Here is a 24,901-nt window from a genome sequence, read left to right on the forward strand (position 1 = left end):
CCTCCAATGCAAAAGGGCTGCCTCTTCAGGTAGCCCTTTTCTCTTTTCTGATTGCCTTTTTCGGGGAACAATCTTGTAGCTGTTAATCCCGCTTATTTCGCGTAAGCAATTGAGCGTTTTTCGCGGATGATGGATACTTTGATCTGTCCAGGATATTGTGCTTCGGATTCAATTTTGTGTGCAATATCATGGGCAAGCACATCTGCCTGTGAATCACTCACATTATCGCCTTCAACAATCACTCTGATCTCTCGTCCTGCCTGCAGGGCATAGGTTTTCAGAACCCCCGGAAATCCTTTGGCGATCTCTTCGAGACTTTCAAGACGCTTGACATTGCCGTCAGCCGTTACCGCACCACGAGCTCCCGGTCGCGAAAGCGAAATGGTGTTGGCGGCATCAACGAGATCGGCAAGAGGAGACTCTTTGTTTACATCGCCGTGATGGGCAGCAATCGCATTGAGTACAATGTGGGATTCGTTGAACTTTTTGAGATAATTCATGGCGGTAATGGCATGGGGCTCGTCGCCTTCCGGCAGCACAAGACCAATATCGTGCAAAAGACCGGCACGTTTGGCAAGTCGGACATCAAGCTTGAGTTCTGAAGCCATAAGACCGGCTAACATGGCAACTTCACGACTGTGCTGCAGGAGGTTTTGACCATAGACGGTATGAAACTTCATTTTACCGATAAGTGAGACAATCTCGGCAGGCATATCGGGAATCTGCAGCGATGAAAGCGCCTCTTCACCGGCGCTGATGATGACATCATCAATCTCTTTTTTCGCATCTTCATAGGCTTTTTCGATAGCCACAGGATGGATGATACCGTCGACAAGAAGCTTCTGGAGAGTCAGTTTGGCAAGTTCTCGACGAAGGGGATCAAAGCAGGAGAGAATAACGACCTCAGGTGTATCATCAACAATGATATCAACTCCGGTAGCATTTTCAAATGCCTTGATATTGCGACCTTCACGGCCAATGATGCGACCCTTGAGTTCATCGCTCTGGATATGAACAACGGAAAGGGCGTTTTCGGTAGCCTGCTCGAAAGAGATGCGCTGAATGGCGGTCAGGAGTGTTTTTTCGGCCAGGCGACCTGCTTTCTGCTCAGCCTCTTCGTGTATCTGGTGAATGGTCTCGGTCGCTTCCTCTTTTGCCTTTGCCACCATATTGTCGATCAACATCTGGCGAGCCTCTTCAGCCTGCAGGTTGCTGATGCTTTCAAGACGCTGGTTCTGCTCAACAATGATGCGCTCAAGCTCTGTGGAACGAAGGGTGAGCGACGCAGATACCTGATCAATCTCCTTGCGCTGATCCTGAAGTTTGCGCTCAAGATCCTTGACATCCTGGCTCTGTTTTTTCAGTTGAGCCTCCTTCTGTTGTGTCTGCTTCTGCAACTGGGTGTACTTGTTGTTTTTGATAACAACTTCCTGATCAAACTCCCGACGCTTCTTTTTCCACTCCTGGTTTACTTCGCTGACTTTCAGTTCCTTGTACTCGTTGGCCTCCTTCTGTGCCTCCTGCACTATCTGAACCGCACGTTCTTCTGCTTCAAGCACCTTGGTTGTACCGATCCGCTCAAGAAAGTAACGTCCAACCAAAAAACCTGCTGCAAAAAAAATCACTGAAGCAAAAACAATCAAAAACAGGTTTATGACTATTCCCATTAAACTACCTCCATTTTCATGCTCTCATACTTAAAGATGAGGCACCGTTTTAAACAAAAAAACCGCACCATGAACGAGGCGCGTAAGATCCAAGAACCCGTTATACACGGTGGGCACCTCCTTCAGATTTTTTGCTTCCAATGGAACAATGTTTCCACTGTTCTTGAAACGCCTGACCCGAAAAAGGTCAGGTACTTTCAACAAGGCCTGCAATCAAAAAGAAGAGTTTGGTTCCCTGTTTTTTGATGTTAGTTCTTTTACTTACAGACACCCCAATCAAACGGTGCGGATATTTCTTCTCAATGTAACGGTTTATTGCAGATTTTGCCCGATAAAAACATTCAGTCTGGCAATGTTCTGCCTCAGCAACGCCATCTCCTCTTCAAGTTCGACTTTTTTTTCGGCAAACGAAATTGCCGCAAGCACCGCCAGCTTTACTGGCTCGAATGTCGGTGCCTTTTCGGCAAAAAGCCGCATCACCCCATCAACATCACGGGCCGCTTTTTCGGTCACTTCCCGTCGGTCAACCTTTAAGGGATAGCTGTAACCATAAACATTTACATCAATTTTTTCCATCTCTTTACGACAAGGCCTGATTATTTCTGAGCTCCATCTCTATTTTTTGCAAAATCAGAACCAGTTTCTGTTTCACCTGCACTTTTTCCGCATAACCAAGCGCTCCTGCGGGAGTGCCGCATACATCAACGGCAGAAGATCCGAGAGTTCCGGGCAACTTATAGTTTCTCAAAATATTCTCCAGACTTGAGAGTTCAGATCGCAACACATCATTCTCCTGTTGGCAATCCGTTAACCGGGCAACAAGGAGTTCAATATTTTTCTCAAGGAGGCTGACATCACCTGTCATATTTTGCCCATCAAAATCTTGCATAGAGACAAAGAGTATCAGACTTGTCGAATAACCGCACCAAGCTTACTCGCGGCATTACTGCCGACTTTAGAAAGAATATCGCTGATTCTTTCATCCTGTAGCGTCCCTGCATGATCTGCAATTTCAAGAGAGAGTGCAACGCTACGCTCTCCGCCATCCTCACGGGTACGCTCGAAAAGATCAAAAACAGAGACACCCCTGATCAGGGAGTCACTTGAACGAACCAATTCAACAAGTGACTGAACAGTAACATCAGGAGGCAGAACAAGCGATATATCCCTCTGAACAACCGGAAATCTGGAAGGCGGCTCATAGGTGACACCTGAACTGAAACAGCTTTCGAGAGCTGCCGCGTCAAGTTCCGCTATATAAACATCCTGTCCAATATCAAATTTGCCCAAGAGGTTTGAATCGAGTCGCTGTACAACACCTGCCCTGTACGAGCAACTTCTTCCCTTTTCTGTCAACTGTACATCAATGCTGACAGTGTTTTCATTATAAATATTCACCACTGATTTATCAAGCAAATTCAGCTTCTCGAGCAGCATCTCGACAGCGCCCATAAGATCGTAAAAATCAACCTTTTCTGACGACTGGTTCCAGATTCTCGGGAAACGACTGCCAGTGATGGCAAGAACAAGATATTCCTGTTCACTGTAAGCATCAAGCGGCGACTCACTCCTGCACTCACCTGCTGCGAGACTTTGAAATCCCCTGGCTACCTCAAAGAGTTGAAGATCCCGGTTTCCATGCCTGATATTATGGCTTATAACCTTCAGAAATCCGGGAACAAGCGCGGGACGAAGTACTTCAAGCCCCTCACTGATAGGATTAAGCACACCAACAAGCTTGTCGCTGAACAGAGCGGCCTCTTCTCTTTTCACAAGCGGATTGGTGAGAATTTCGCGGAAATGCAAGCCGACCATGAGAGAGCGGAGAAAATCCGGGAAAAACTCCGGGAACTTGCGCGACTGTGGATAGATGGTCGCCATCTGGGCAGAAGGCTGAATATTGTCGTAACCATAGAGGCGGGCAATCTCCTCGACAAGATCGATCTCCCCTGAAACATCGACCCTGCAGGAAGGCACCTCGAAGGTGATTGATTCCCCTTCGGTTTCGTCAGTCCTGAATCCAATCCGCTGGAGCATCGCCACCATTTCGCCTGCGGCTATCGAACTGCCAAGCAAGGCGTTGACCCGATCAGCTCTCAGGGCTACGCGACGCAATTCAGCCGGCACTGAACCCCACTCCTGAGCCTCTTCAATACGGCCTCCGGCAAGCTCCAGAATCAATGCTACGGCGCACTCTGCCGACCGTCTGACATTCCGGGGGTCGATACCCCGCTCGTAACGGTATGAGGCATCCGAAGAGATCGCAGCTTTTTTTGCCGATTTCCGGATCATAGAGGGATCAAACCAGGCTGACTCAAGCAGAATATCGGTTGTGGCGTCACTTACGGCTGACTCAAGTCCTCCCATAACGCCGGCAAGAGCCACTGGCTTCTGGCTGTCACAGATAACCGGCATACCGGGCTCAACCTGGAAGGATTGCTGATTGATGGCAACAAATTCCCCACGCACATCACTCCGCACTACAACCCGCTCACCGGCAAGCTTTTGAAGATCGAAGGCATGAAGGGGCTGGCCCAACCCGTGAAGAATATAGTTGGTGATATCAACGATGTTGTTTTTCGGCCTCAAACCAATACTTTCAAGCTTTTTTCGAAGCCATGCAGGAGACTCGGCAACCGTTATCCCTCTTATGACCACACCCGTGTAATAGGGGCAGGCGACAGCATCCAGAACATCAACAAGCGTCCCAGTTTGTACAAATGGTACTGCGTTCTGTTCCGGATAGTGTATCTCTTCACCTCCTGCAAGCTCCCGTGCTATTCCGAGATGGGAGAGAACGTCGGGCCTGTTTGGTGTCACGGCAATATCAAGCACGACATCGCCATCAAAATAACGGGCTACAGGCTCACCGATCCGGCATGAAGAGTCAAGCTCCATAACGCCTGAATGGTCATCAGAGAGCCCAAGTTCGTCAGCGGCACAAATCATGCCGAACGAGCGTTCACCGCGTATTTTCGAGGGCTTGATGGTGATGGTCTGGCCATCAGAAGCGGTCAGTTTTGCTTTGAGTGTCGCTACAGGAACAACCATTCCTGCTTTGACATTCGGAGCGCCGCACACAATCTGAAGAGGCTCTTCACGACCGACATCAACCCGGCAAATAGTCAGGCGTTCAGCATTGGGATGCTGCACCACCTCTTCTATTCGTCCCACAACAACAAGATCATCTGGAAGGGAGGGCTCCTGAACCTCCTCCACCTCAAAGCCGAGAAAGGTCAGTTTTTCAACAAGTGACAGCGTATCGGAAGAAAAGGAGGGAAGAAAACCTTTGAGCCAACTGACAGATATTTTCATAAGGAGAAGGAAATCTGGCTTTCATGGATTAAAAAAAGCCCTGTACCGGCAAAGAACAGAGCTTTTAGAGTGACCCCAACGGGATTCGAACCCGTGCTACCACCTTGAAAGGGTGATGACCTAACCACTAGTCGATGGGGCCTTATATGGGTGAATGAGGGGACTCGAACCCCCGGCCTCCAGGGCCACAACCTGGCGCTCTAACCAACTGAGCTACAATCACCGTTTAAAACTTACGGACTTTTTCTTGTGCGCCCGACTGGACTCGAACCAGTAACCCTCAGCTTAGAAGGCTGATGCTCTATCCATTGAGCTACGGGCACAGCATTCAATTGTCAGACCTGTTTCCTGTCGGGGTGCCGAGACTCGAACTCGGGGCCTCCTGCTCCCAAAGCAGGCACGCTACCAACTGCGCCACACCCCGTTTTTTAACGGAAGGCCCAATATAGCACAAGAACATTAATTACAAAAAAATATTTCCGATACTCCTAAAAATTATTCAGAAAAAAATCCGCAATGATACGGCGGAGATCTTCATGGCAAACCATTTCAATTGCCTCAGATGGAGTAACAAGCTTTCGTCGGCGGTCATGCATTTCATCCCATTCATCAAGCATGGTCTCAATAAAAAGAGGATAAACCTGAACCGAAAAGAGTTTTCCAAACTTGCTGTACCGATACTGGCCAGCCTCTTTGTGATGAACAACACCGATCAGCCCAGCTTCCTCATAGGCCTCTTTTGCAGCCGACTCGGCAGGTGTCAACCCTTTTTCGACATATCCCTTTGGAATGATCCAGCGTTCCGATTTTCTGGAAGTAATAAGCACAAGCCGATTATCGAGGACTGGAATAACCCCGGACTGCTTGAAAACTCTCTTGTACCTCACTGCCATGACACACGTGTTGAATAAAATTGTTCCTGCGCATCCCCTGCTACAAAGTGCACCGAGAGCAGCCATCAAAATAAAATAGGGGGAAAAACGACTGCGAAGTCATAAAATACAACTGATTTCTTTATTTAACAGCCCTCTGAGAGCAATTGGAGTATTTAATTTCATCATGCTTTTTTGTAACATGGGATAGTGTGGTTCATATGCTTGATTTTACAACCAAAATCTTTGAGGAAACATGAAGGCAATCATTCCTGTTGCAGGGGTAGGTACCCGTTTACGCCCTCACACTTTTTCTCATCCGAAGGTGTTACTCAACGTGGCCGGAAAACCCATTATCGGCCATATCATGGACAAGCTTATCGCGTCAGGTATTGACGAAGCCATCGTCATTGTCGGCTACCTTGGAGACATGGTTGAAAAGTGGCTGAGAGCCCATTACAGCATCAAGTTCACCTTTGTCACCCAGACCGAACTCCTCGGACTTGCCCATGCCATCTGGATGTGCAAACCCTATATTATCAAGGATGAACCATTATTCATTATTCTCGGTGACACTATTTTTGATGTTGATCTTGAATCGGTACTGAAAAGCCCTGTTTCAACCCTTGGTGTCAAAGAGGTTGAAGACCCAAGACGATTCGGGGTTGCTGTAACCGATGGAGAAAAAATTCTGAAACTGGTTGAAAAACCTGACACGCCCGTCAGCAACCTTGCCATTGTGGGCCTCTATTTCCTCCAGCGAGCTGGCTCACTCTTTGCGAGTATCGATCACCTGATTGACAATGGAATCAGAACAAAAGGAGAATACCAGCTCACCGACGCCCTGCAGTTTATGATTGAAGGGGGAGAACCATTCACCACCTTCCCGGTTCACGGCTGGTATGACTGTGGCAAGCCTGAAACACTGCTCGCCACAAATGAGATTCTTCTCAAAAACAACGTCGCGACAAAAACCTTTCCCGGCTGCATCATCAACGATCCGGTCTTTATCGCAGACAGTGCGGTACTTGAAAATGCCATTATCGGCCCCTATACAACCATCGGTGAACAGGCTGTAATTACCAATGTCATTATCAGAAATTCAATTATCGGCTATAACGCACGGGTCGCCCATATCATGCTCGATCACTCGATCGTCGGCAACAACGCCTTCATTACAGGAAGTTCACAGGAAATCAATATCGGAGACTACTCAGAAATACGGGTTGGATAAGAGATTTTTTGCATAGAAGAGGGCGAATGTTTACATTTGTGCTCTCTTTTTCATCGACATCCCCATTACCTATGGACACGGTGTCGCAGGCTCTCAACAGGGGTTGTTTCCCCAGGGTCTGCTGGAAGTTTTTCCGTGTCCCAGGTCATCTCTTTGTGGCATCCTCTCACTGAAAAACTTTCCTTTGGTTCAATTATTTTTGTTCTTGCTGTTCATTTTTTTCTGTTGTTACACTCATTCGTTTAACCAAAACCTTATCAGAACATGTCACAAACAAGGTATTTCTTTACCTCAGAATCCGTCTCAGAAGGACACCCGGACAAGGTTGCCGATCAGATTTCCGATGCTGTACTTGATGATTTTCTCCGCCAGGACTCCAGTTCACGCGTTGCCTGTGAAACCTTTGTCACAACCGGTCAGGTTATTGTCGGCGGTGAAGTTACAACGAAAGGAATTGTTGATATCCAGACCATAGCACGCAAGGTTGTCACCGAAATCGGCTACACCAAGAGTGAGTACATGTTTGAGGCAAACTCCTGCGGTGTGCTTTCAGCGCTCCACAGCCAGTCACCTGATATCAATCGCGGCGTTGACCGCAAGGAAGAGATTGCTGACGAGTTTGACCGTGTTGGCGCAGGCGATCAGGGCATGATGTTCGGCTATGCATGCACTGAAACTCCGGTACTGATGCCGGCAGCTATCCAGTTTGCCCAGCATTTGATGAAAAAACTTGCCGAAATCCGCAAGGAGGGCAAAATCATGACCTACCTTCGTCCTGATGCAAAAAGCCAGGTCACCCTTGAATATGAGAATGAAGTTGTCAAACGTGTTGATGCTGTCGTTGTTTCAACCCAGCACGATCCGGAACCTGAAGGCGTCAGCGAAGCAGCCTGGCAGGAAGTGATCAAAAATGACATTATCGAAAATGTTATTAAGGTGGTCATCCCTGCTGACCTGATTGATGAAAACACCAAGTTTCACATCAACCCGACCGGACGCTTTGTCATCGGTGGACCACACGGCGATACCGGCCTGACCGGACGCAAGATCATTGTTGATACCTATGGTGGCGCTGCTCCCCACGGCGGTGGTGCATTCAGCGGTAAAGATCCTTCCAAGGTTGACCGCAGTGCAGCCTATGCAGCCCGTCACGTTGCAAAGAACATTGTCGCTGCTGGCCTTGCCGACAAATGCACCGTTCAGGTCTCCTATGCCATCGGTGTTGCCCGTCCGGTATCGATCTATATCAATACCCACGACACGGCAAAACACGGACTCAACGATGCCCAGATCCAGGAAAAAGCCGAACTGATCTTCGATCTTCGTCCTGCAGCCATCATCAAACGATTCAGCCTCAACAAACCAGAGGGTTGGTGCTATCAGCAGACCGCAGCTTATGGCCATTTCGGTCGTGATATCTTCCCTTGGGAAAAGACAGAAAAAGTTGGTGAACTGAAATCAGCCCTCAACCTGGCCTGAGCAATTGCAACATTTTTAAAACAAGATGACAATATGACAACACTCACAGAAGTGCTTGATTATAAAGTGGCGGATCTCTCCCTTGCAGAATGGGGACGCAAGGAGATTGATGTCGCTGAAAAAGAGATGCCGGGTCTTATGGCCACCAGACGCAAATATGCGGGTCAATACCCGTTGAAGGGCGCTCGTATTGCCGGTTCCCTGCATATGACCATCCAGACTGCGGTGCTGATTGAAACCCTTGTGGAACTCGGAGCCGAGGTTCGCTGGGCAAGCTGCAATATCTTTTCAACGCAGGATCATGCTGCAGCAGCTATTGCAAAGAGCGGCGTGCCGGTTTTTGCGTGGAAAGGCGAAACCCTTGAAGAGTACTGGTGGTGCACCCGCCAGATCCTTGAGTTTGAAGGCGGAAAAGGACCGAACCTCATTGTCGACGATGGTGGTGACGCTACCCTTATGATCATCCTCGGCTACAAAATCGAGAATAACCCTGAACTGCTCGAAAAAGCTCCAGCCAATCTGGAAGAAAAAGCGCTCTATCAGCAGTTCAGAGAGGTCTTTGCAGAAGACAGCCAACGCTGGCACAAGGTTGCCGCAGAAATGAAGGGCGTTTCGGAAGAGACCACCACCGGTGTTCACCGCCTCTACCAGATGATGGAGAAAGGCGAACTGCTCTTCCCTGCCATCAACGTCAACGACTCGGTCACCAAGTCAAAATTTGACAACCTCTACGGATGCCGTGAATCACTTGCTGACGGTATCAAACGTGCAACCGACGTCATGGTTGCCGGCAAAGTAGTTGTGGTGCTTGGTTATGGCGATGTGGGCAAAGGCTCAGCACGTTCAATGCGTGCGTATGGAGCACGGGTAATTGTGACGGAAATTGATCCGATCTGTGCTCTGCAGGCAGCCATGGAAGGCTATGAGGTTTCCACCATGGACGAAGCAGTCAAGGAAGGAAATATCTTTGTCACCACAACGGGCAACAAGGATGTGATTACGCTTGAGCACATGAAGCAGATGAAGGATGAAGCCATTGTCTGCAACATCGGCCACTTCGACAACGAGATACAGGTTGAGCAGCTCTATGCCTATGCAGGAGCAACAAGGCTCAATATCAAGCCACAGGTCGACAAATATACCTTCGAGAACGGCAACTGCATCTATCTGCTTGCAGAAGGACGCCTTGTCAATCTTGGATGCGCAACCGGACACCCTTCGTTTGTGATGAGCAACTCCTTTACCAACCAGACTCTGGCACAAATTGAACTCTGGACAAAGGATTATGCTGTTGGTGTTTACCGTCTGCCGAAAGAGCTTGATGAAGAGGTGGCAAGACTGCACCTTGAACAACTCGGCGTAAAACTCACCAGACTTTCTGATGAGCAGGCTGCATACATCGGCGTTCCATTGGATGGGCCATACAAACCAGAACATTACCGCTATTAAGATTTGGCGGAGGTATGACTGATCAACAAAAAAGGCAACCCCATGAAAGGTTGCCTTTTTTGTTTGCTGGGGCGGCAGGATTCGAACCTGCGGATGTCGGCTCCAAAGGCCGATGCCTTACCACTTGGCGACGCCCCACTCTGTGACGGCATACAAATGCAATTGTATCCGGCCTTAAATATACGTACAATATGAGACAATCGCAACAAGTTACCGAAGACGTCAGGTTCAGGGCAGGAGATGCACATTGAGGTTGAGGTATTGTTACAGGTAGGGGCGGGGTAACCCCGCCCTTACGATGTTTTCATATAGAGATCAGGTTATTTCAAAGCAACCCAGCCCTTACGTTTTTTTCGACATAACAATGATGAAAGCGCAATGACAAAAATAAAAATTTGTGGAATAACCCGGCTGTCGGATGCCCTTGAGAGCTGCCGGGCTGGTGCGGATGCTCTTGGCTTCAATTTCAGCAGCCTGAGCCCACGGGCAATAACTCCTGAACGAGCGAAGGAGATTATCGAGAAACTACCACCCTTTGTGGCATCGACAGGTATCTTCGTTGATCAGTCGCCTGAAGAGATTAATGCCATCTGCCGTTTCTGCAAGCTCCAGATAGCGCAATTGCACAGCGAGCAATACAGCCCGGAAGATGCACGAGCCATTACTGAGGCAAAGGTGATAAAAGTCTTTCGGCCTGAAGAAAATTTTGCAGTAGAGGAGGTTTTTGCGTTTGCAGAAAAAAGCGGGATAAACGCCTTTCTCTTCGATGCTTACCGACCCGATATGGCGGGCGGAACAGGGGAAACGATCAGAGCATCCCTTGCCACCCGTATCTTCAATGCGCTTGGAGACTCCTGTTATCCGATACTGGCCGGGGGACTGAATGAGAGCAACATCGGCGAAGCGATCCGCTCTCTTCAGCCCTATGGAGTCGATACAGCAAGCGGTGTGGAATGCGAGCCTGGCATAAAGGATCCTGTTAAAATAAAAGCATTTATCCAGGCAGTTCGCAAAACCGTTTTCTAAGAGGCCGTGGTTGCGATTACCTGTCCCAAAATAAGCGCAGATGCTGTTTCCGGCAATTCAACGGTAATCAGATGACCACATTCAGGCACTTCAACATAGGTACCTTTGTGGGTAAGCTCCACCAGTTTCTTTGTATTTTCACAGGTCATGATCGTATCGCCCTCACCTGCCACAAACAGAATAGGCATACTAACAGACTTGACCATCTCTGGCACGGAGTCTGTCGTTTTAAATGAGGTTATATGACGGGTTGTCTGATCGATAGCTTCCGGTGCACACAAACCGAGACTTTTAAATCCAATAAGAATATCGTGCAGTAAAATCGTGTTCTTCGCAAGAACAAAGCGAGCAAACATATAGGCTGGAAGCCACCAGGTCAGTTTGCGCAAAAGATTATTGAAAACAAACGTAATCGTATTGGTCGCAAATGCCTGAATAAAGGCACTGTTCGGCAGGTACCCGAAATTGAAAAAAGTCATCGACACCACTCGTTCGGGATGAACACGGACATAATCGAGGGCGACGAAAGGGCCAAAAGAAAATGCCGCTATATGAAATTTATCAAGTGCAAGTTTGGTCGCCAGTTCATCCAGATCATGAGCAAAAAAATCGATATGATAGTGGTTATTCGGGTCATTGTCTGACCATCCATGTCCACGCATATCATAGGCTATGGTGCGTATTCCCCTTTTGTTGAGATAGTGGATCACATGATGCCACCACATCCACCAGCAATCCCATCCATGAATCAGCACGACCGTTTGTGCCGCATCCCTGGGACCTGAATCATGATAATGATGAACAATGCCGTTCAGCTCAATAAAAAAGCTCTGCTCCATTAAGGAAAGCTCGTAGGTTGCACGTTTTGCCGCAGCATTGTCCTGAGATGCCTGAAGATCAAGAAGCTCCTTGCGGTAACGGACAAATTTTTGTGTGGGGGATGACGCTGGATATGCCATAACACGTATCATCTGAATGGTGAGTTGAGATCTGGTCCCAATTATATCCGTAAATATAAGAAAAAAATTACCTTGATGGGAAAAAAAGCTCCCGCATCATGGCCTCGGATGCTTGCGCAAAAAAGTGCCACATCAGGTTTTTTAAACGAGAGGAATGTTCCCGCGCAGAAAAATCTTTTCACATTCACGTCGAATAATTTCCTGCTGTTCGAGAATCAGTTCCGGATCAACCGTAAAGTGGTTGAGAAGCTGTGAAAAAATCTGAATGGATGTTTCAAACTTTTCTGTTACCACGACATCGGCACCAGCCTTGTAGAGCGCTGCTACATCATCGAGAGTTCTTGCCCTGACAATAATAAAGGCTTTGTTATTGATGTCACGAATCATCGCAATACTATTACGGACTGCTGTAGTATCTGAAATACCAAGCACAACAGCACGCGCATGGTCAATCCCTGCGCGAATCAGCGCTTTTTTTTCCGTACAGTCGCCATAATAGATCGGTTCACCCTTTCTTCTCATAACTTTAACCATTTCCCGGTCTATTTCAAGCACGGAATAGGAAATATTGGTCGCGTGAAGCACTGCTGCAACATTCTGGCCATTGATACCAAAACCGACAATTGCGGCATGAATCTCTCCTGCGCAGATAATCGTGCTATCGGGAGGGCGCACGGAAGGTGCAGAAGAGTACCTGGATACAAGAGGAATAAAACCAAGTGCCGGTGCCATCTGGTCGGCAAACTTTGGAGCAATGGCTATCATGGCTGGAGTGACAATCATCGTTACCACAATAATGGCAAGCATGGCCTGAAATACCTCATGGTTGATAACACTGTTCTTCAGACCACTCTCTGCCAGCACAAAAGAGAACTCCCCTATCTGTGCAAGTGCCATACCAGCCATCATGCTGACCCTCGGAGAGTTGCCAAGAAAAAGTGATACCCCTGCAACAAGAAGCCCTTTGACAAGAAGCACAACAAGGGCAATTGCCACAAAAAGAGGCAGATTAATCATCTTGACGTCAAGCAGAAGACCAACGGATATAAAAAAAATGCTGCTGAACGCCTCACGAAAAGGATCAATCGTCACGCTTATCTGATGACTTTCATCGGTACTCGCAATCACCATACCCGCAACAAATGAGCCGAGTGCAAGCGACAAACCTGCCAGGGAGGTGAGATAGGCTGCCCCGAAACAGATAACAAGCGCCCCGATAACCAAGACCTCCCTGGCATGCAGAGATGCTATAAGATGCACCATTTTAGGCATTAGAAGCCTGAAGCCGATAAAAATCCCGCTGGCAAAAAGCACGATGACCCCAATTTTATTGGCCACTATCGCAAAAGAGGGCGAAGCATCAGGATTTAAAAAATTGATACCAATCATCAGGGGAACAATCGCAATATCCTGAAAAATCAGAATTCCAAGGGCAATGCGACCATGTGGCAAAGTCAGTTCATCACGATCAGTCAGAATTTTCAGACATATCGCCGTACTGCTGACCGAAAAGGTAAATCCGAGAAAGAGTGCGGCTGAAAGGGAAATACCACGCCCGATGAAAAGCATAAACCAGTAAGCAAGAAAACTGATTGCAAGACCGGTGACAAGAATCTGAACAACGCCACCAACCAGCACAATGGTTTTCAGCTTTTTGAGATCATCGAGCGAAAATTCAAGCCCTATGGTAAACAACAGGAGAACAACACCAAGCTCAGCAAGTGTGGAAATCATTTTTTGATCATAAACCGCACCGATACCTGACGGACCAAGGAGGATGCCCGTAAAAATCAGCCCGATGACCGGCGGAATTTTCAACCGCTGGAAAATCAGAATAATGGCAACAGCAAATGCTCCGATAAGCACCAGTTCACCAAGAAAATCAAATTCATGCATAGAGAAAGCGCGTTATCCAAGAGAAGCAATTTTCAAACAAAGCAGATATTCCCTTATTGTATATATATCTATCAAGAAATCAAAACAAAACAGACAAATGGAGCAGAGGAGATCCCGATGATGAAAATTTGACACCGGATGAATTATCTGTTTGAGATGAAGAATAATTACGTTAAACTTGGTACAGAAATCAGTCAATGGTTGACTGATCGCTATTCAAGTAATTTGTGCTTTGGTTACTTGACGGTATCTCTTTCTATCAATGCACATGCATACTGAAACTAACAATGAATATTTACATTGGCAATTTGGCTTACACTGTTACTGAAGATGATCTGCGTGATGCCTTCTCCGAATTCGGACAGGTCGAGAGCGCAAGTATCATAAACGACAAATTTTCAGGCCGTTCCAAGGGGTTCGGATTTGTCGACATGCCTAACGAAAGTGAAGCTCGTGAAGCCATCGAATCAATGAATGAGAAAGATTTGAACGGCCGCACCATAAAGGTGAACGAAGCAAAGCCCCGTGAAGAACGGCCAGCAAGAAGAGATCGCTACTAAGCCTTTCGCTTTAAAGCCATTTTTCCCTTGAGCCAGACAGAATGCAAGTTCGGTCTGGCTTTTATACTGTTAACCAGAAAACCCTCATGCCGGTACCCGTCATCTACATTACAGCCCTGCTTCTCTTCCTCGCGGTTCTTCCCCTTCCGCTGGAATTCTATTCGCTGCTGAGAGTTGTTGCCGCAGGAACCTTTGCCTGGGGTGCCTATAGGAACTTCGGAAAAAGAGTGCTGTTACTGCCCCTTGCATACACCCTTTTCGCTATTCTCTTCAATCCCGTCATGGAAATCAACCTTGCAAAAGAGATATGGATTCCCATTGACCTTGTGGCTGGCCTGTTCCTGCTCTTGACAAAGAACCATATTGCGGAATAACAGCCCCGATACAACACTGAGAATGCTCTTCCATCATATCCTGCAAAACCTTCATACCAAAGATTGGAAGCAGTCGCCCGGGAAAATTGCCCATACGTGATGGCGGCGAAGAGTTGTCCGGGAAACGGGTTTTGAGTCAGGCCTGGTGCAGGTATTCGTATATTTTGATAATAAATTCAGGCATCAGAAGTGCCATGTTGTCCATCTCTTCTTCTGTCAACTCCTCAAAATCATCAGTTATTTTAGCGAGAAGGAAGATTGGCAACACAAACTGGGACGTCTCTTCATCTTCCATGAAAGATGTCCATGAGGCATGTGCCAACTCCATACCCACGGTAAATCCAAGCGACCAGTTTTCAACAGCCACTCTCTTCTCCTCCTCATCGGCATAACCGAATTGCTCAAAGACCGGAAAAAATTCATCGGGATCCTCATCAAACTGCCGGTCAATTGAGTTCATATGACGAACAAGGAGCTCCTCTATCTCAATCGCTTCAGCTTCTGAAGAAAAAGAGGGCTCATTATCATTTTCCTGATCCCAGATAAAGGGAATCCATACCTCCGGCTGAACAACCTCCGGCCCTACAACCAGGGCGGTCATATAACCATCAAGCATTTCAAGGGAAAAAAGACAATCATCGGGTGTTGCGTCAGAGGCAAGAAAAGTCTCAAGTCTTCCGAGCTCTTCATCGGAGAGCGGTTGCCACAGCGAATCAGATGGGTTCATGAAAGTGTGCACGAGGGCTGTTTTTTTAACGAAAAAGCGCTATCAATTGATAAAATAATACAAAAAGATTATATAGAAACCCAAGCCTGCAAAGGGCTATTTGTTCATTTTCTTTTTTTGACACTCGACACATGTTTAAACCAAAATTATTTTCAATCCTGCCGGAACTTACCCCGGACAGGATCATGAAGGATGTCATTGCCGGTATTATGGTCGGCATTGTTGCTCTTCCACTGGCAATAGCTTTTGCCATAGCTTCCGGGGTCTCCCCTGAAAAGGGTCTTATCACAGCAGTTATCGGCGGCTTCCTTGTCTCCTTTCTTGGCGGAAGCAGAGTTCAGATAGGAGGCCCTACAGGAGCTTTTATTGTAATCCTTTACGGAATTGTTCAACAATATGGCATTAACGGGCTGGTTCTGGCAACAATCATGTCAGGCATCATCCTCATGATTATGGGCTTTGCCCAGTTCGGCTCGCTGATCAAGTTTATCCCCTATCCGGTTATTGTGGGCTTTACCAGCGGTATTGCGGTTATTATTTTTTCCAGCCAGGTCAAGGATTTTCTCGGTCTTGACATCGCTATCGTTCCGGCTGATTTTATCGGCAAATGGTCCTCCTACGCTCGTAACCTGCCGACATTCGACCTTGCAAGTTTCATGATCGGCACACTTGCCCTGCTGATTATCCTGTTCTGGCCGAAGCTATCACGGAAAATTCCCGGTTCACTCATCGCAATTGTCACCACAACCGTGATTGTACAATACTTTCACCTTGATGTGGCCACAATTGAATCCCGTTTTGGAGAGATCCCCTCGATGATTCCAGCGCCGACACTCCCCTCATTTGATTTTGCGACCATTCAGCACCTCATCATGCCGGCAACCACCATTGCCCTGCTTGGCGCCATCGAAGCGCTGCTTTCGGCTGTTGTGGCTGATGGCATGATCGGCAGCCGTCACAAGTCGAATATGGAGTTAATCGCACAAGGAGCTGCAAATATCATCACTCCCCTTTTCGGCGGCATACCGGTTACCGGAGCAATTGCGCGAACAGCAACCAATGTTAAAAATGGCGGAAGAACCCCTATCGCCGGTATCGTTCACGCGATTACACTGCTTTTGATCATGCTGCTTTTCGGCAAGTGGGCGAAACTCATTCCAATGCCTGCGCTGGCAGCAATCCTTATTATTGTAGCCTGGAACATGAGCGAAATCAAGGTATTCAAGCAGCTCCTCAAAAGCCCGCGAAGCGATGTTATCGTCCTGCTGACCACCTTCAGTCTGACCGTTGTTTTTGACCTGACGCTCGCCATTGAAATCGGGATGCTGCTTGCCGTTATTCTCTTCATGCAACGCATGGCACAGCTCTCCAACGTTGGAGTTATTACAAAGGAACTGACAGACCGCGATGAAGAGGACGATCCAAACACCATCGTGACAAGGAAAGTCCCTGATGGTGTTGAGGTTTTTGAAATCAGCGGCCCATTTTTCTTTGGTGCGGCCAGCAAGTTCAGAGAGGCAATGCACATTGTTGAAAAGGCGCCCAAAATCCGGATCATCAGAATGCGCAGCGTTCTTTCTATTGATGCCACAGGACTGAATATGATGAAAGAGCTCCTCAAGGATTGCAAAAAAACCGAAACGAGACTGATCCTCTCAGGAGTTCACGCCCAACCGTTATTCGCCCTGCAGCAATACGGACTCTACGATGACATCGGAGAAGAGAACATTTTCGGCAATATTGACGATGCGCTCGACCATGCAAGAGAGATTCTTGGCCTGCCAAAAATGGGACGGCAGCAAAATTTCGTACCATCCGTACAGCGGGAAATGAAATAACTGCCAAACCATCACAAGGAAATGATGGGGGCATTCACTGAGAGGAGCTGATGCCACAACTACTGAAAATGGTGGACAGGAGAGAGGTGCGGGCCCTTTGGCCTCTTTCTCTTTCCTGTCACCATACCTCACGGCTGCATAATCCCGTCCTATTCCTTGCTGCTGTAGGTGCGAATGCTTGAGACCGCCTTCATATCATAATAGGTATTCACACTGACACCATCCTCCTCACAAGTAACCCTCAAAAAAAGATCGCTGATAAAAAGAACAGCATCTTCATAGATGGTACCTTCGTTAATCTGCAGCTTGACTCCCTTCCGAATTTTTCTGGACATGGTTCCATGCAGCGGAATCGAAGCATATTCCAGAACCTTTTCCCATGCCTGCAAGTTACTTTCAGCCATAACGACACCTCCTGTTGTAAATTATAAAAAACAACCCTACACCTTAATTAATAACCGAATAAAACTATTTTTATATTAATTATTAAGGTAATTTATGTTTTTTTCCTTAATATAACACAAATTGTTATTCAAAAATCCGGATAAAGGGCAGGAGCATGGCAACCATACTTTTTTACGAAAAACCAGGGTGCAGGAACAATAATCGACAAAAGGCAATGCTTGAACTTTCGGGCCATACTCTTGAAACCGTCAATCTGCTTGAATATGCCTGGTCGAAAGAGGAGCTTGCAGCCTATCTCGGGGATAAACCGGTAGCCGACTGCTTTAATCCGGCAGCACCAATGATAAAGTCAGGCGAACTCAACCCTCAAAGCTTTACAAGAGAAGAGGCGATCGCAATGATGATTCAGCAGCCTCTCTTAATCAAACGTCCGCTCATGAAAATTGGCGGCCATCACCTTCAGGGATTCGATACAACGATACTGAAGAAACTGATCCATCTCACTCCTCCTCATGATGAAGAGGAAATGACAACATCAATCAACATGAGTGACATGAATTCATGTCCTCATGACAAAAACTTTTCATGTACAACACAAAAGCATTGAACTATGGAACATTCACAACGCCCACTCGGAAATGTCATGCAGCTTCTCGAAGAGCTTGGTCATGAAGTAACCTATGCCTATGACGATCTCATTTTTGTCAATGACAATGATTTTTTGCTTCAGTTCGCAAATACAGGCCCCACACTGAACCTCTTTTTCAACCAGAGCTGCCTGAAAAAAACTGCCGATGATGTTGAGCAAAGCATCATTCCGGCGGCTGATAGAAAGGGACTTTCCATTGTCAAAAAAGGCCACTACAACGTGAGCGAACAGGCAGATGAAAACTTGCGGATTGAGTTTTTTGAGAACTGAGCATGCACTGATCCAAGAGGGGTGGGAAGAAATTGTATACGAAAAAATGAACCTCTGTTACGGCCCTTTTTTCAAGACGCAACAACAACGATGAAATATACAGAAGCAAAGCAGGGAAGAGTTTTTGTCATCAGGCTCGAAGACGGAGAGATCGTCCATGAGAGAATAGAGCAGTTCGTAAAGGATCATGGCATTGAGCGTGCAACCCTTTTTGCGGTCGGAGGAGCTGACAAGGGCACTCTCCTTGTGGTCGGACCCGGAGAAAGCCGCTCAAATCCCGTAAAACCCATGATTCATGAACTTGACGACGCTCATGAAATCACGGGCAGCGGAACTCTTTTTCCTGATGATCATGGTAACCCGATTCTCCATATGCATATGGCATGTGGCAGGGAGGAAAACACCGTTACGGGCTGTATTCGTAACGGTGTAAAGGTATGGCAGGTGATGGAAATTATCCTGACAGAACTGCTTGAATGCACGGCAAGGCGTCTGTATGATCCCAACACCGGCTTCAAGCTGCTTGCCCCCTGAAAAGAGACCTTTTCCGGATCAAGCTACCAATGCGTTCTTACAGCCCTGCCGGAAATCAGGCTCAAGGCCCCTATCGCCCGTTTCGGGGCTTTTCTGACCACCTTTTGGAGGCGCTTTTTGCGAGGGGTTTCGGTGCAGGATGACCTGAATTTCCTCTTCCCTGCTGTTTGGGCGCTTTGACAGGATTGTGATCCATCAACGGGAATGAGTGGTCGTCAATGACAGGAATTTTTTTGGCTATCAGCTTTTCAATATCACGGAGGTACTCTTTCTCTTCAGCATCACAGAAGGACAATGCAGTTCCTTTTGCCCCGGCCCGGCCCGTTCGTCCGATACGATGGACGTATGTTTCGGCAATATTGGGCATTTCAAAATTGATTACATACTCCAGATCATCAACATCAATACCACGGGCAGCAATGTCTGTGGCCACCAGAACGCGCGTCGTTTGTGCCTTGAAATTGAAGAGCGCCCGCTGACGGGCATTTTGAGCCTTGTTGCCATGGATCGCCTCTGCCTTGATGTTATGCTTCTCGAGGATTTTCACAACTTTATCGGCTCCATGCTTTGTGCGCGTAAAAACCAGCGCCGTTTTGATCGCCTGATCCCGCAAAATATCGACCAGCAGGCTGTTTTTATTTCCTTTATCGACAAAGTAGATCGATTGATTGATAATCTCGACCGTTGACGAAACCGGCGTCACCGAAACCTTCGAAGGGTTATGCAAAATCGTTGCGGCAAGCTTGACAATTTCAGCCGGCATCGTAGCAGAAAAGAAGAGTGACTGCTTCTGTTTCGGAACCACGGCCAAGATTTTTTTAATATCATGGATAAAACCCATGTCGAGCATACGATCGGCTTCGTCAAGCACAAGTATCTCCACATGACGCAAACTCAAAAAGCCCTGGTTGAGGAGATCGAGCAGTCGCCCTGGTGTAGCAATCACGATATCAACACCCCGTATCAATGCAGCCGTTTGCGGGTTCTGGTTAACACCACCAAAAATCACCGTATTGGTCAACCCAGTATGTCGGCCATAGGCGTTGAAGCTCTCTCCGATCTGAATAGCGAGCTCCCTTGTCGGAGTAACAATCAGCGTCCGAATTTTTCGTTTTTTATCATAAACCTTGTTTTCGCTCAGTAATTGCAGGATAGGAATGGCAAAAGCAGCCGTTTTTCCGGTTCCTGTCTGCGCACATCCGAGCAAGTCTGTGCCTTGTAAAATAATCGGTATAGCTTCTGCCTGTATCGGAGTCGGAGTCGTATACCCCTCTTCCTGTAATGCCTGCAAGATTGGATCAATGATCTCTAATGACTTGAATTCCATATGGTATATAATTGTTGAACTGTTCGTTATGAGAGAACGAACCTGGCTGAAATGCTCTGCACATCAGGCACGCTCGCCTGTAACACCACGGTCTGAACTCTCCCTGTTGCAAAGAGGAAGGACCGGGCTATCTGCAAAATGCGGGGATGTTATTCGTTGTTAGCCGTAAAAAGCGCTTTGTTGGTGCGGAATGAATCGCTAACGGTACCACAAAATCAGATCAAAGCAATATAACGATTCCATTCTGATTACAGCATTTGCATTACAACCCGGCCCAAAAAGATTCACGGCTGAACAGAAACCCATTGTGGCACATATTTCCATGCACATTTCATTTCCAGATTGTTGCTGCGGTACAAGGGGTCGTGCTCGTGAACCAGCGACCAGAAGGCACGGGAGTGATTCATATGCACCGTATGGCAAAGCTCATGCACCATAATGTAGCGGACAAGATGATCGGGCAGAAAAAGCAGTTTGCTGTTCAGGGTAATCGAGCGGCGCGAAGAACAACTCCCCCATCGGGAGTGCTGCAGGCGAATACCGGAAGAGTCATAACTGAAATTGTGCGCAGCAGCAAGCTTTTCAAGTGCTGGAAGAAGGCGCAGTTGAGCCCGGTGCTTCAGCCAGGAACAGAGCAGCTTGCAGGTAAGTGCGGTGTTGGCAACATCACCTGAAACCAGCAGACTTTTGCCTTGTTGCTCAACCATCTTTACCTCCCCGATTCCGTTATGCATGTAAGCCACCGACCACGATTCAGCAAAATCGGGAAAAACAATCGTGGCGGGCAGCCCGTTTTCAGAATGTGGCGGAGCTATTGGGCGGTGGGCATCATACTTTGCGGTAACTTTTTTTATCCACTCCTCATGCTGAAGCAAGAGCGACACAACCCTTTTTTTATCGAATCCCGGAGGAACAACCACCACAAGGCCACCATGCGGCGTCATCTTCAGACGGGCAGACTTTGCCCTCGGGCTCACCTTCAGAGTATAGGGAAAGGGGGAACCTCCCACCGGGACTGTTTGATGCGTATTCATGCCTTAATGTACTGAACCGCATCGAACAATACACACCGGTTAGAAAAAATCAGCTTCAACCAAGTGCACTCCGCAAATCCTCAATAAGGTCATCGCAATCTTCAATACCAACCGAAAGCCTGATGACCGTATCAGTTATCCCTGCCGCCTCGCGATGATCCCGATCCATTGAGGCATGGCTCATCGTTGCCGGATGCTCAATCAGCGATTCAACTCCGCCAAGGCTTTCAGCAAGTGCAAAGAGCTTTGTTCCCTTCAGCACACGGTTGACATCCTCAATGCCACCATCAAGCTCGAAAGAGACCATTCCTCCAAAACAGCGTTGCTGTTTTTTAGCCAGTTCATGCTGCGGATGAGCCGGAAGGCCGGGATAAAAAACCCGCTTCACTCTGCCATGCTGCTCAAGAAACTCGGCCACAGCCTGTGCATTGCGCTCATGCTCCCTCATGCGCACCACCAGCGTCTTGATACCACGAAGCACCAGCCAGCAGTCGAAGGGCTGTGCGCAAGTTCCAAGCGCATTGACAATAAACTTCAGACGGGCATCGAGCTCTTCACTATTCGACAGCACTGCTCCACCAACCACATCAGAATGGCCATTGAGGTACTTCGTTGTTGAATGCACTACAATATCAGCTCCAAGCTCGAAAGGCTTCTGACCATAAGGCGAAAGAAAGGTATTGTCCACAATGGTCAACAAACCCCTCTCTTTTGCAAGTGCCCCCACGGCGGCAATATCAACCAGGTTCAACAGCGGATTGGAGGGTGTTTCAACCCATACCGCTTTTGTCTTCTCATTCACATAGGGCAGAAGATTTGCCGCATCCTGAAGATTGACAAAATGTACTGTGATACCGAAGTGCTCCTCAACCGTCTTCATCAGTCGTGATGTGCCTCCATAGCAGTCATCGGTACAAATAATCTCGTCGCCGGATTTAAAGATATTGAGGGTCGAGGTAATCGCCGCCATGCCAGTTGTCACCGCTACAGCAAATGAGCAGCCTTCAAGAGCGCAAAGGTTATCTTCGAGCGCCTTGCGTGTCGGGTTTCCGCTGCGGGTATAATCAAATCCCTTGTGTTTGCCGATATCCTCGAAAACAAAGGTTGAACTCTGGTAAATCGGAGTCATAATGGCGCCATATGCCTTATCCGGGCCAACTCCGGCGTGAATCGTATCAGTCTGAAAACTCATGAATAGCGCGTTTAAAAGAATGTGTCACCGTGTTCCGTCTTTGAACGGAGTCGGTTGTCAAGGCTTCACCGGGTCTATTCCCTCAGCCTTTTTTGATGATGAGCAATGGATATAAAGAAATTCATAACAATTGTTAATGTATATATTTGGAAAGAATAATGCAAATATGAGACGATTCAACAAACGATGTGCAAATTATTATTATAACAGTTGGAGGGGGAATGGCAGTTGGGGATAATGAACATGGAAGCCGCCCCTATAGACAGCATTACTTGCAAAAAAAGGCTCTTCGCGCATTTTAATGGAAAAGAAATTTCATTTTACGGCACCCTCAGATTTTCATATCCAGTTTCCCACAGTAAAAGAGGATCCTTGTTCGATAGCTTTCGAAGCCTCGAAACCCTCGAGCAGTTGCTTTTATTAACTGGATTTTGCTGTTTATTCCTTCCGATATAGCGTTGCTGACTTGATGTTTGAGGTGAGTAGACCGGAGGAATTTCACCTCCAGCCCCTCGCAGATCCGGACAGGAACGTCCCCGCTCATCCGGCTCCCATCATCTAGCCATCGAGGTATACCCCGCTTTCCAATGCGCAAATAAGTTTGGATTCTCTTCCGCCAGAAGTCGCAGTTTTCTGCTTGCTCTGGTTTTGTGCCCACTCAATTGCTTGTACTTTCTCATCATCCAGTGTGCCAAGTAATAGTTCATGTGTTGCCAAACCGGAGCCATTGCTGAACCGTAAAATCGCGTGTAGTAGTTCTTCCATCCCCTCAGTATCGGGTTGAACTGTGCTGATAAATCCGCAAGTTCCAAGCTGTTTTTGAGCTGTAGCTTCCACCTTCTGATCGTCTGCCGCATGTGTCGCAGTGCATCCCGGCTTACTCCCGGCAGAAACCCAATAAAGTAAGTTCCATCTTTCTTCTTGGCTTCCCGTGAACAGAAGGTAAAACCAAGAAATGTAAACTGATTTACTGGATGCTCGTCCTTGCGATTGCTATCCCTGCAATACACTATTTGCGTCTTATCAGGGTGTAACTCTAATCCGCACTCACGAAAACGCTCACCAATCTTTCGCTTTACCAGCTCTGCCTGTATCTTGCTTTTACAGTGAAGAACGCCATCATCGGAGTACCGACAAAACGGCACACCGGGTAGATTTTCGCTCACCCACCGGTCAAACGCATAGTGCAGAAACAGGTTCGCCAACAGTGGACTCACCACTCCCCCTTGGGGCGTTCCTTTTGTCCGTTCTATCAGCTCACCTTCCGGGGTCTCCATCGGTGCCTTTAGCCACCGCTCTACGTAAAGAAAAACCCAAGGAGTTTGGCAATGTTTCCGAAGAGCGCGCATTAACAACTCATGATCGATGTTATCAAACAGCCCCTTGATGTCGAATTCTACAACCCAATCATATTCCCAATTTCTCTTCCTCACTACAGCTATAGCGTCATGAGCTGAACGCCCCGGACGATAACCATACGAATCTTCATGAAAAACTGGTTCCAATATGGGCTCAAGCACCATTTTTACAACGCTTTGAGCTACCCTGTCCGCCACGGTTGGAACACCAAGCATACGCACTCCTCCAGATTTCTTCGGAATGCCCACACCCCTTACCGGCGGCGGAAAATAACTGCCGGAACTGAGCCTGTTCCATACCTTGTACAGGTTGTCTTTCAGTTTTGTTTCAAATGCCTGTAACGATTCTCGGTCTACACCGGCTGCACCTCCATTAGATTTCACTTGTTGATACGCTTTCAAGACAAGTTCTTTGGAAATTTCATATGGCTTTGTCATACCGAAAAGCTCCTTCTGTTTGCACAGTTGACATGACTGTATGACCAGATGACGCGACCCCTTTGCTCCAGCCTCATTACAAGGCTTTCATTGCTCGTACGAGTCGCTCCGTCCCTTGATGGCGCATTGGTATTATCGGCCTCGCTTTTTACACTTGCGCCTTTCCCTTTGCATCGCCAACGAAGGTTCCTGTAGTTCAATACAAGAGCCCGAACCAGGATCACGCTGCCTTTATGCCGGACACCGCTTGGCCAGTAAACAGGTTTCCGCCAAACTTTTCCTGAATTAACTACTCCCT

Annotated in this window: 23 protein-coding genes, 5 tRNA genes and 1 pseudogene; 10 read left to right on the forward strand and 19 right to left on the reverse strand. The window is 47.6% G+C overall.

Features of this window, described 5'->3' with window-relative positions; all coding sequences use genetic code 11:
• Positions 1 to 92 precede the first annotated feature (92 nt).
• The 9 genes from rny to AC56AD_RS10570 form a co-directional block, all read right to left on the reverse strand.
• Positions 93 to 1,667, reverse strand: coding sequence for a ribonuclease Y (gene rny, locus AC56AD_RS10530; RefSeq protein WP_012508774.1), 1,575 nt, complete (start codon positions 1,665 to 1,667; stop codon positions 93 to 95).
• Positions 1,668 to 1,979: 312 nt separating this feature from the next.
• On the reverse strand, positions 1,980 to 2,243 hold the full coding sequence (locus AC56AD_RS10535) for a cell division protein ZapA (protein ID WP_012508775.1): 264 nt from the start codon (positions 2,241 to 2,243) through the stop codon (positions 1,980 to 1,982).
• 4 nt (positions 2,244 to 2,247) lie between these two features.
• Positions 2,248 to 2,556 (reverse strand): hypothetical protein, encoded by a 309-nt coding sequence (locus AC56AD_RS10540; RefSeq protein WP_012508776.1) that lies wholly within the window; start codon positions 2,554 to 2,556, stop codon positions 2,248 to 2,250.
• Between the two features lie 14 nt (positions 2,557 to 2,570).
• Entirely contained in the window at positions 2,571 to 4,982 is a 2,412-nt protein-coding gene (pheT, locus tag AC56AD_RS10545; protein ID WP_012508777.1) for a phenylalanine--tRNA ligase subunit beta, read from the reverse strand.
• A 70-nt stretch (positions 4,983 to 5,052) separates the two neighbouring features.
• A tRNA-Glu gene (locus tag AC56AD_RS10550) sits at positions 5,053 to 5,124 on the reverse strand.
• Between the two features lie 6 nt (positions 5,125 to 5,130).
• Positions 5,131 to 5,206: transfer RNA gene (locus AC56AD_RS10555), tRNA-His, on the reverse strand.
• A gap of 26 nt (positions 5,207 to 5,232) precedes the next feature.
• Positions 5,233 to 5,305: transfer RNA gene (locus AC56AD_RS10560), tRNA-Arg, on the reverse strand.
• Between the two features lie 28 nt (positions 5,306 to 5,333).
• Positions 5,334 to 5,406: transfer RNA gene (locus AC56AD_RS10565), tRNA-Pro, on the reverse strand.
• Positions 5,407 to 5,470: 64 nt separating this feature from the next.
• Positions 5,471 to 5,875 (reverse strand): NUDIX hydrolase, encoded by a 405-nt coding sequence (locus AC56AD_RS10570; RefSeq protein ID WP_041526531.1) that lies wholly within the window; start codon positions 5,873 to 5,875, stop codon positions 5,471 to 5,473.
• Positions 5,876 to 6,110: 235 nt separating this feature from the next.
• Between AC56AD_RS10570 and AC56AD_RS10575 the strand changes: the two genes are divergently transcribed.
• The 3 genes from AC56AD_RS10575 to ahcY all read left to right on the forward strand — a co-directional run bounded on the left by AC56AD_RS10575 (position 6,111) and on the right by ahcY (position 10,016).
• Complete coding sequence (locus AC56AD_RS10575) at positions 6,111 to 7,088, forward strand: sugar phosphate nucleotidyltransferase (protein WP_012508779.1); 978 nt, start codon at positions 6,111 to 6,113, stop codon at positions 7,086 to 7,088.
• Between the two features lie 264 nt (positions 7,089 to 7,352).
• The gene (gene metK / locus AC56AD_RS10580; protein ID WP_012508780.1) at positions 7,353 to 8,567 is read left to right on the forward strand and encodes a methionine adenosyltransferase; all 1,215 of its coding nucleotides are present in this window, start codon (positions 7,353 to 7,355) and stop codon (positions 8,565 to 8,567) included.
• Between the two features lie 33 nt (positions 8,568 to 8,600).
• Entirely contained in the window at positions 8,601 to 10,016 is a 1,416-nt protein-coding gene (ahcY, locus tag AC56AD_RS10585; RefSeq protein WP_012508781.1) for an adenosylhomocysteinase, read from the forward strand.
• Positions 10,017 to 10,082: 66 nt separating this feature from the next.
• Here the strand turns inward: ahcY and AC56AD_RS10590 are convergent.
• Positions 10,083 to 10,154 (reverse strand) — tRNA-Gln (locus AC56AD_RS10590).
• Between the two features lie 240 nt (positions 10,155 to 10,394).
• Here AC56AD_RS10590 and AC56AD_RS10595 point away from each other — a divergent pair.
• Complete coding sequence (locus AC56AD_RS10595) at positions 10,395 to 11,042, forward strand: phosphoribosylanthranilate isomerase (RefSeq protein ID WP_012508782.1); 648 nt, start codon at positions 10,395 to 10,397, stop codon at positions 11,040 to 11,042.
• Here AC56AD_RS10595 and AC56AD_RS10600 read toward each other — a convergent pair.
• Positions 11,039 to 12,001 carry an alpha/beta fold hydrolase gene (locus AC56AD_RS10600; RefSeq protein WP_041526843.1) on the reverse strand — a complete coding sequence of 321 codons (963 nt, stop codon included), beginning with the start codon at positions 11,999 to 12,001 and terminating at the stop codon, positions 11,039 to 11,041. The genes AC56AD_RS10595 and AC56AD_RS10600 overlap by 4 nt on opposite strands.
• 141 nt (positions 12,002 to 12,142) lie before the next feature.
• Entirely contained in the window at positions 12,143 to 13,897 is a 1,755-nt protein-coding gene (locus AC56AD_RS10605; RefSeq protein WP_012508784.1) for a cation:proton antiporter, read from the reverse strand.
• A gap of 287 nt (positions 13,898 to 14,184) precedes the next feature.
• On the opposite strand from AC56AD_RS10605, the gene rbp reads away from it, so the two are divergent.
• The gene (gene rbp, locus AC56AD_RS10610; protein ID WP_012508786.1) at positions 14,185 to 14,457 is read left to right on the forward strand and encodes an RNA-binding regulator; all 273 of its coding nucleotides are present in this window, start codon (positions 14,185 to 14,187) and stop codon (positions 14,455 to 14,457) included.
• Positions 14,458 to 14,543: 86 nt separating this feature from the next.
• Positions 14,544 to 14,831, forward strand: a complete 288-nt coding sequence (locus AC56AD_RS10615) for a DUF6804 family protein (protein WP_041526532.1) — start codon at positions 14,544 to 14,546, stop codon at positions 14,829 to 14,831.
• A gap of 136 nt (positions 14,832 to 14,967) precedes the next feature.
• Here AC56AD_RS10615 and AC56AD_RS10620 read toward each other — a convergent pair whose 3' ends face one another.
• Positions 14,968 to 15,558, reverse strand: coding sequence for a UPF0149 family protein (locus tag AC56AD_RS10620; RefSeq protein WP_012508788.1), 591 nt, complete (start codon positions 15,556 to 15,558; stop codon positions 14,968 to 14,970).
• Between the two features lie 131 nt (positions 15,559 to 15,689).
• On the opposite strand from AC56AD_RS10620, the gene AC56AD_RS10625 reads away from it, so the two are divergent.
• Positions 15,690 to 17,396, forward strand: a complete 1,707-nt coding sequence (locus AC56AD_RS10625; RefSeq protein ID WP_012508789.1) for a SulP family inorganic anion transporter — start codon at positions 15,690 to 15,692, stop codon at positions 17,394 to 17,396.
• A gap of 149 nt (positions 17,397 to 17,545) precedes the next feature.
• Here AC56AD_RS10625 and AC56AD_RS10630 read toward each other — a convergent pair whose 3' ends face one another.
• Positions 17,546 to 17,800: a hypothetical protein gene (locus AC56AD_RS10630; protein WP_012508790.1), complete on the reverse strand. Its 255-nt coding sequence runs from the start codon at positions 17,798 to 17,800 to the stop codon at positions 17,546 to 17,548.
• A gap of 155 nt (positions 17,801 to 17,955) precedes the next feature.
• On the opposite strand from AC56AD_RS10630, the gene AC56AD_RS10635 reads away from it, so the two are divergent.
• From AC56AD_RS10635 to AC56AD_RS10645, 3 genes are all read left to right on the forward strand, one after another.
• Positions 17,956 to 18,408 (forward strand): thioredoxin domain-containing protein, encoded by a 453-nt coding sequence (locus tag AC56AD_RS10635; protein WP_012508791.1) that lies wholly within the window; start codon positions 17,956 to 17,958, stop codon positions 18,406 to 18,408.
• Between the two features lie 3 nt (positions 18,409 to 18,411).
• Positions 18,412 to 18,720: a hypothetical protein gene (locus AC56AD_RS10640; protein WP_012508792.1), complete on the forward strand. Its 309-nt coding sequence runs from the start codon at positions 18,412 to 18,414 to the stop codon at positions 18,718 to 18,720.
• A gap of 90 nt (positions 18,721 to 18,810) precedes the next feature.
• Positions 18,811 to 19,254: a PPC domain-containing DNA-binding protein gene (locus AC56AD_RS10645; protein WP_012508793.1), complete on the forward strand. Its 444-nt coding sequence runs from the start codon at positions 18,811 to 18,813 to the stop codon at positions 19,252 to 19,254.
• A gap of 70 nt (positions 19,255 to 19,324) precedes the next feature.
• Here the strand turns inward: AC56AD_RS10645 and AC56AD_RS10650 are convergent, their stop codons facing one another.
• The 5 genes and pseudogenes from AC56AD_RS10650 to ltrA form a co-directional block, all read right to left on the reverse strand.
• Positions 19,325 to 20,581: a DEAD/DEAH box helicase gene (locus AC56AD_RS10650; RefSeq protein WP_012508794.1), complete on the reverse strand. Its 1,257-nt coding sequence runs from the start codon at positions 20,579 to 20,581 to the stop codon at positions 19,325 to 19,327.
• 284 nt (positions 20,582 to 20,865) lie between these two features.
• The gene (locus AC56AD_RS10655) at positions 20,866 to 21,615 is read right to left on the reverse strand and encodes a M48 family metallopeptidase (protein WP_012508795.1); all 750 of its coding nucleotides are present in this window, start codon (positions 21,613 to 21,615) and stop codon (positions 20,866 to 20,868) included.
• 55 nt (positions 21,616 to 21,670) lie between these two features.
• Positions 21,671 to 22,807: a trans-sulfuration enzyme family protein gene (locus AC56AD_RS10660; RefSeq protein WP_012508796.1), complete on the reverse strand. Its 1,137-nt coding sequence runs from the start codon at positions 22,805 to 22,807 to the stop codon at positions 21,671 to 21,673.
• Between the two features lie 331 nt (positions 22,808 to 23,138).
• Positions 23,139 to 23,282: pseudogene (locus tag AC56AD_RS10665) on the reverse strand (transposase); the annotation flags it as partial.
• 79 nt (positions 23,283 to 23,361) lie between these two features.
• The gene (gene ltrA, locus AC56AD_RS10670) at positions 23,362 to 24,603 is read right to left on the reverse strand and encodes a group II intron reverse transcriptase/maturase (RefSeq protein WP_012507238.1); all 1,242 of its coding nucleotides are present in this window, start codon (positions 24,601 to 24,603) and stop codon (positions 23,362 to 23,364) included.
• Between the last annotated feature and the right edge of the window lie 298 nt (positions 24,604 to 24,901).

It is taken from the genome of Pelodictyon clathratiforme (assembly GCF_982375515.1).

Bases quoted from the DNA above. Each gene is read 5' to 3' on its own strand.
- rny (WP_012508774.1), bottom strand. From the start codon at position 1,667: ATGGGAATAGTCATAAACCTGTTTTTGATTGTTTTTGCTTCAGTGATT.
- AC56AD_RS10535 (WP_012508775.1), bottom strand. From the start codon at position 2,243: ATGGAAAAAATTGATGTAAATGTTTATGGTTACAGCTATCCCTTAAAG.
- AC56AD_RS10540 (WP_012508776.1), bottom strand. From the start codon at position 2,556: ATGCAAGATTTTGATGGGCAAAATATGACAGGTGATGTCAGCCTCCTT.
- pheT (WP_012508777.1), bottom strand. From the start codon at position 4,982: ATGAAAATATCTGTCAGTTGGCTCAAAGGTTTTCTTCCCTCCTTTTCT.
- AC56AD_RS10570 (WP_041526531.1), bottom strand. From the start codon at position 5,875: ATGGCAGTGAGGTACAAGAGAGTTTTCAAGCAGTCCGGGGTTATTCCA.
- AC56AD_RS10575 (WP_012508779.1), top strand. From the start codon at position 6,111: ATGAAGGCAATCATTCCTGTTGCAGGGGTAGGTACCCGTTTACGCCCT.
- metK (WP_012508780.1), top strand. From the start codon at position 7,353: ATGTCACAAACAAGGTATTTCTTTACCTCAGAATCCGTCTCAGAAGGA.
- ahcY (WP_012508781.1), top strand. From the start codon at position 8,601: ATGACAACACTCACAGAAGTGCTTGATTATAAAGTGGCGGATCTCTCC.
- AC56AD_RS10595 (WP_012508782.1), top strand. From the start codon at position 10,395: ATGACAAAAATAAAAATTTGTGGAATAACCCGGCTGTCGGATGCCCTT.
- AC56AD_RS10600 (WP_041526843.1), bottom strand. From the start codon at position 12,001: ATGGCATATCCAGCGTCATCCCCCACACAAAAATTTGTCCGTTACCGC.
- AC56AD_RS10605 (WP_012508784.1), bottom strand. From the start codon at position 13,897: ATGCATGAATTTGATTTTCTTGGTGAACTGGTGCTTATCGGAGCATTT.
- rbp (WP_012508786.1), top strand. From the start codon at position 14,185: ATGAATATTTACATTGGCAATTTGGCTTACACTGTTACTGAAGATGAT.
- AC56AD_RS10615 (WP_041526532.1), top strand. From the start codon at position 14,544: ATGCCGGTACCCGTCATCTACATTACAGCCCTGCTTCTCTTCCTCGCG.
- AC56AD_RS10620 (WP_012508788.1), bottom strand. From the start codon at position 15,558: ATGAACCCATCTGATTCGCTGTGGCAACCGCTCTCCGATGAAGAGCTC.
- AC56AD_RS10625 (WP_012508789.1), top strand. From the start codon at position 15,690: ATGTTTAAACCAAAATTATTTTCAATCCTGCCGGAACTTACCCCGGAC.
- AC56AD_RS10630 (WP_012508790.1), bottom strand. From the start codon at position 17,800: ATGGCTGAAAGTAACTTGCAGGCATGGGAAAAGGTTCTGGAATATGCT.
- AC56AD_RS10635 (WP_012508791.1), top strand. From the start codon at position 17,956: ATGGCAACCATACTTTTTTACGAAAAACCAGGGTGCAGGAACAATAAT.
- AC56AD_RS10640 (WP_012508792.1), top strand. From the start codon at position 18,412: ATGGAACATTCACAACGCCCACTCGGAAATGTCATGCAGCTTCTCGAA.
- AC56AD_RS10645 (WP_012508793.1), top strand. From the start codon at position 18,811: ATGAAATATACAGAAGCAAAGCAGGGAAGAGTTTTTGTCATCAGGCTC.
- AC56AD_RS10650 (WP_012508794.1), bottom strand. From the start codon at position 20,581: ATGGAATTCAAGTCATTAGAGATCATTGATCCAATCTTGCAGGCATTA.
- AC56AD_RS10655 (WP_012508795.1), bottom strand. From the start codon at position 21,615: ATGAATACGCATCAAACAGTCCCGGTGGGAGGTTCCCCCTTTCCCTAT.
- AC56AD_RS10660 (WP_012508796.1), bottom strand. From the start codon at position 22,807: ATGAGTTTTCAGACTGATACGATTCACGCCGGAGTTGGCCCGGATAAG.
- ltrA (WP_012507238.1), bottom strand. From the start codon at position 24,603: ATGACAAAGCCATATGAAATTTCCAAAGAACTTGTCTTGAAAGCGTAT.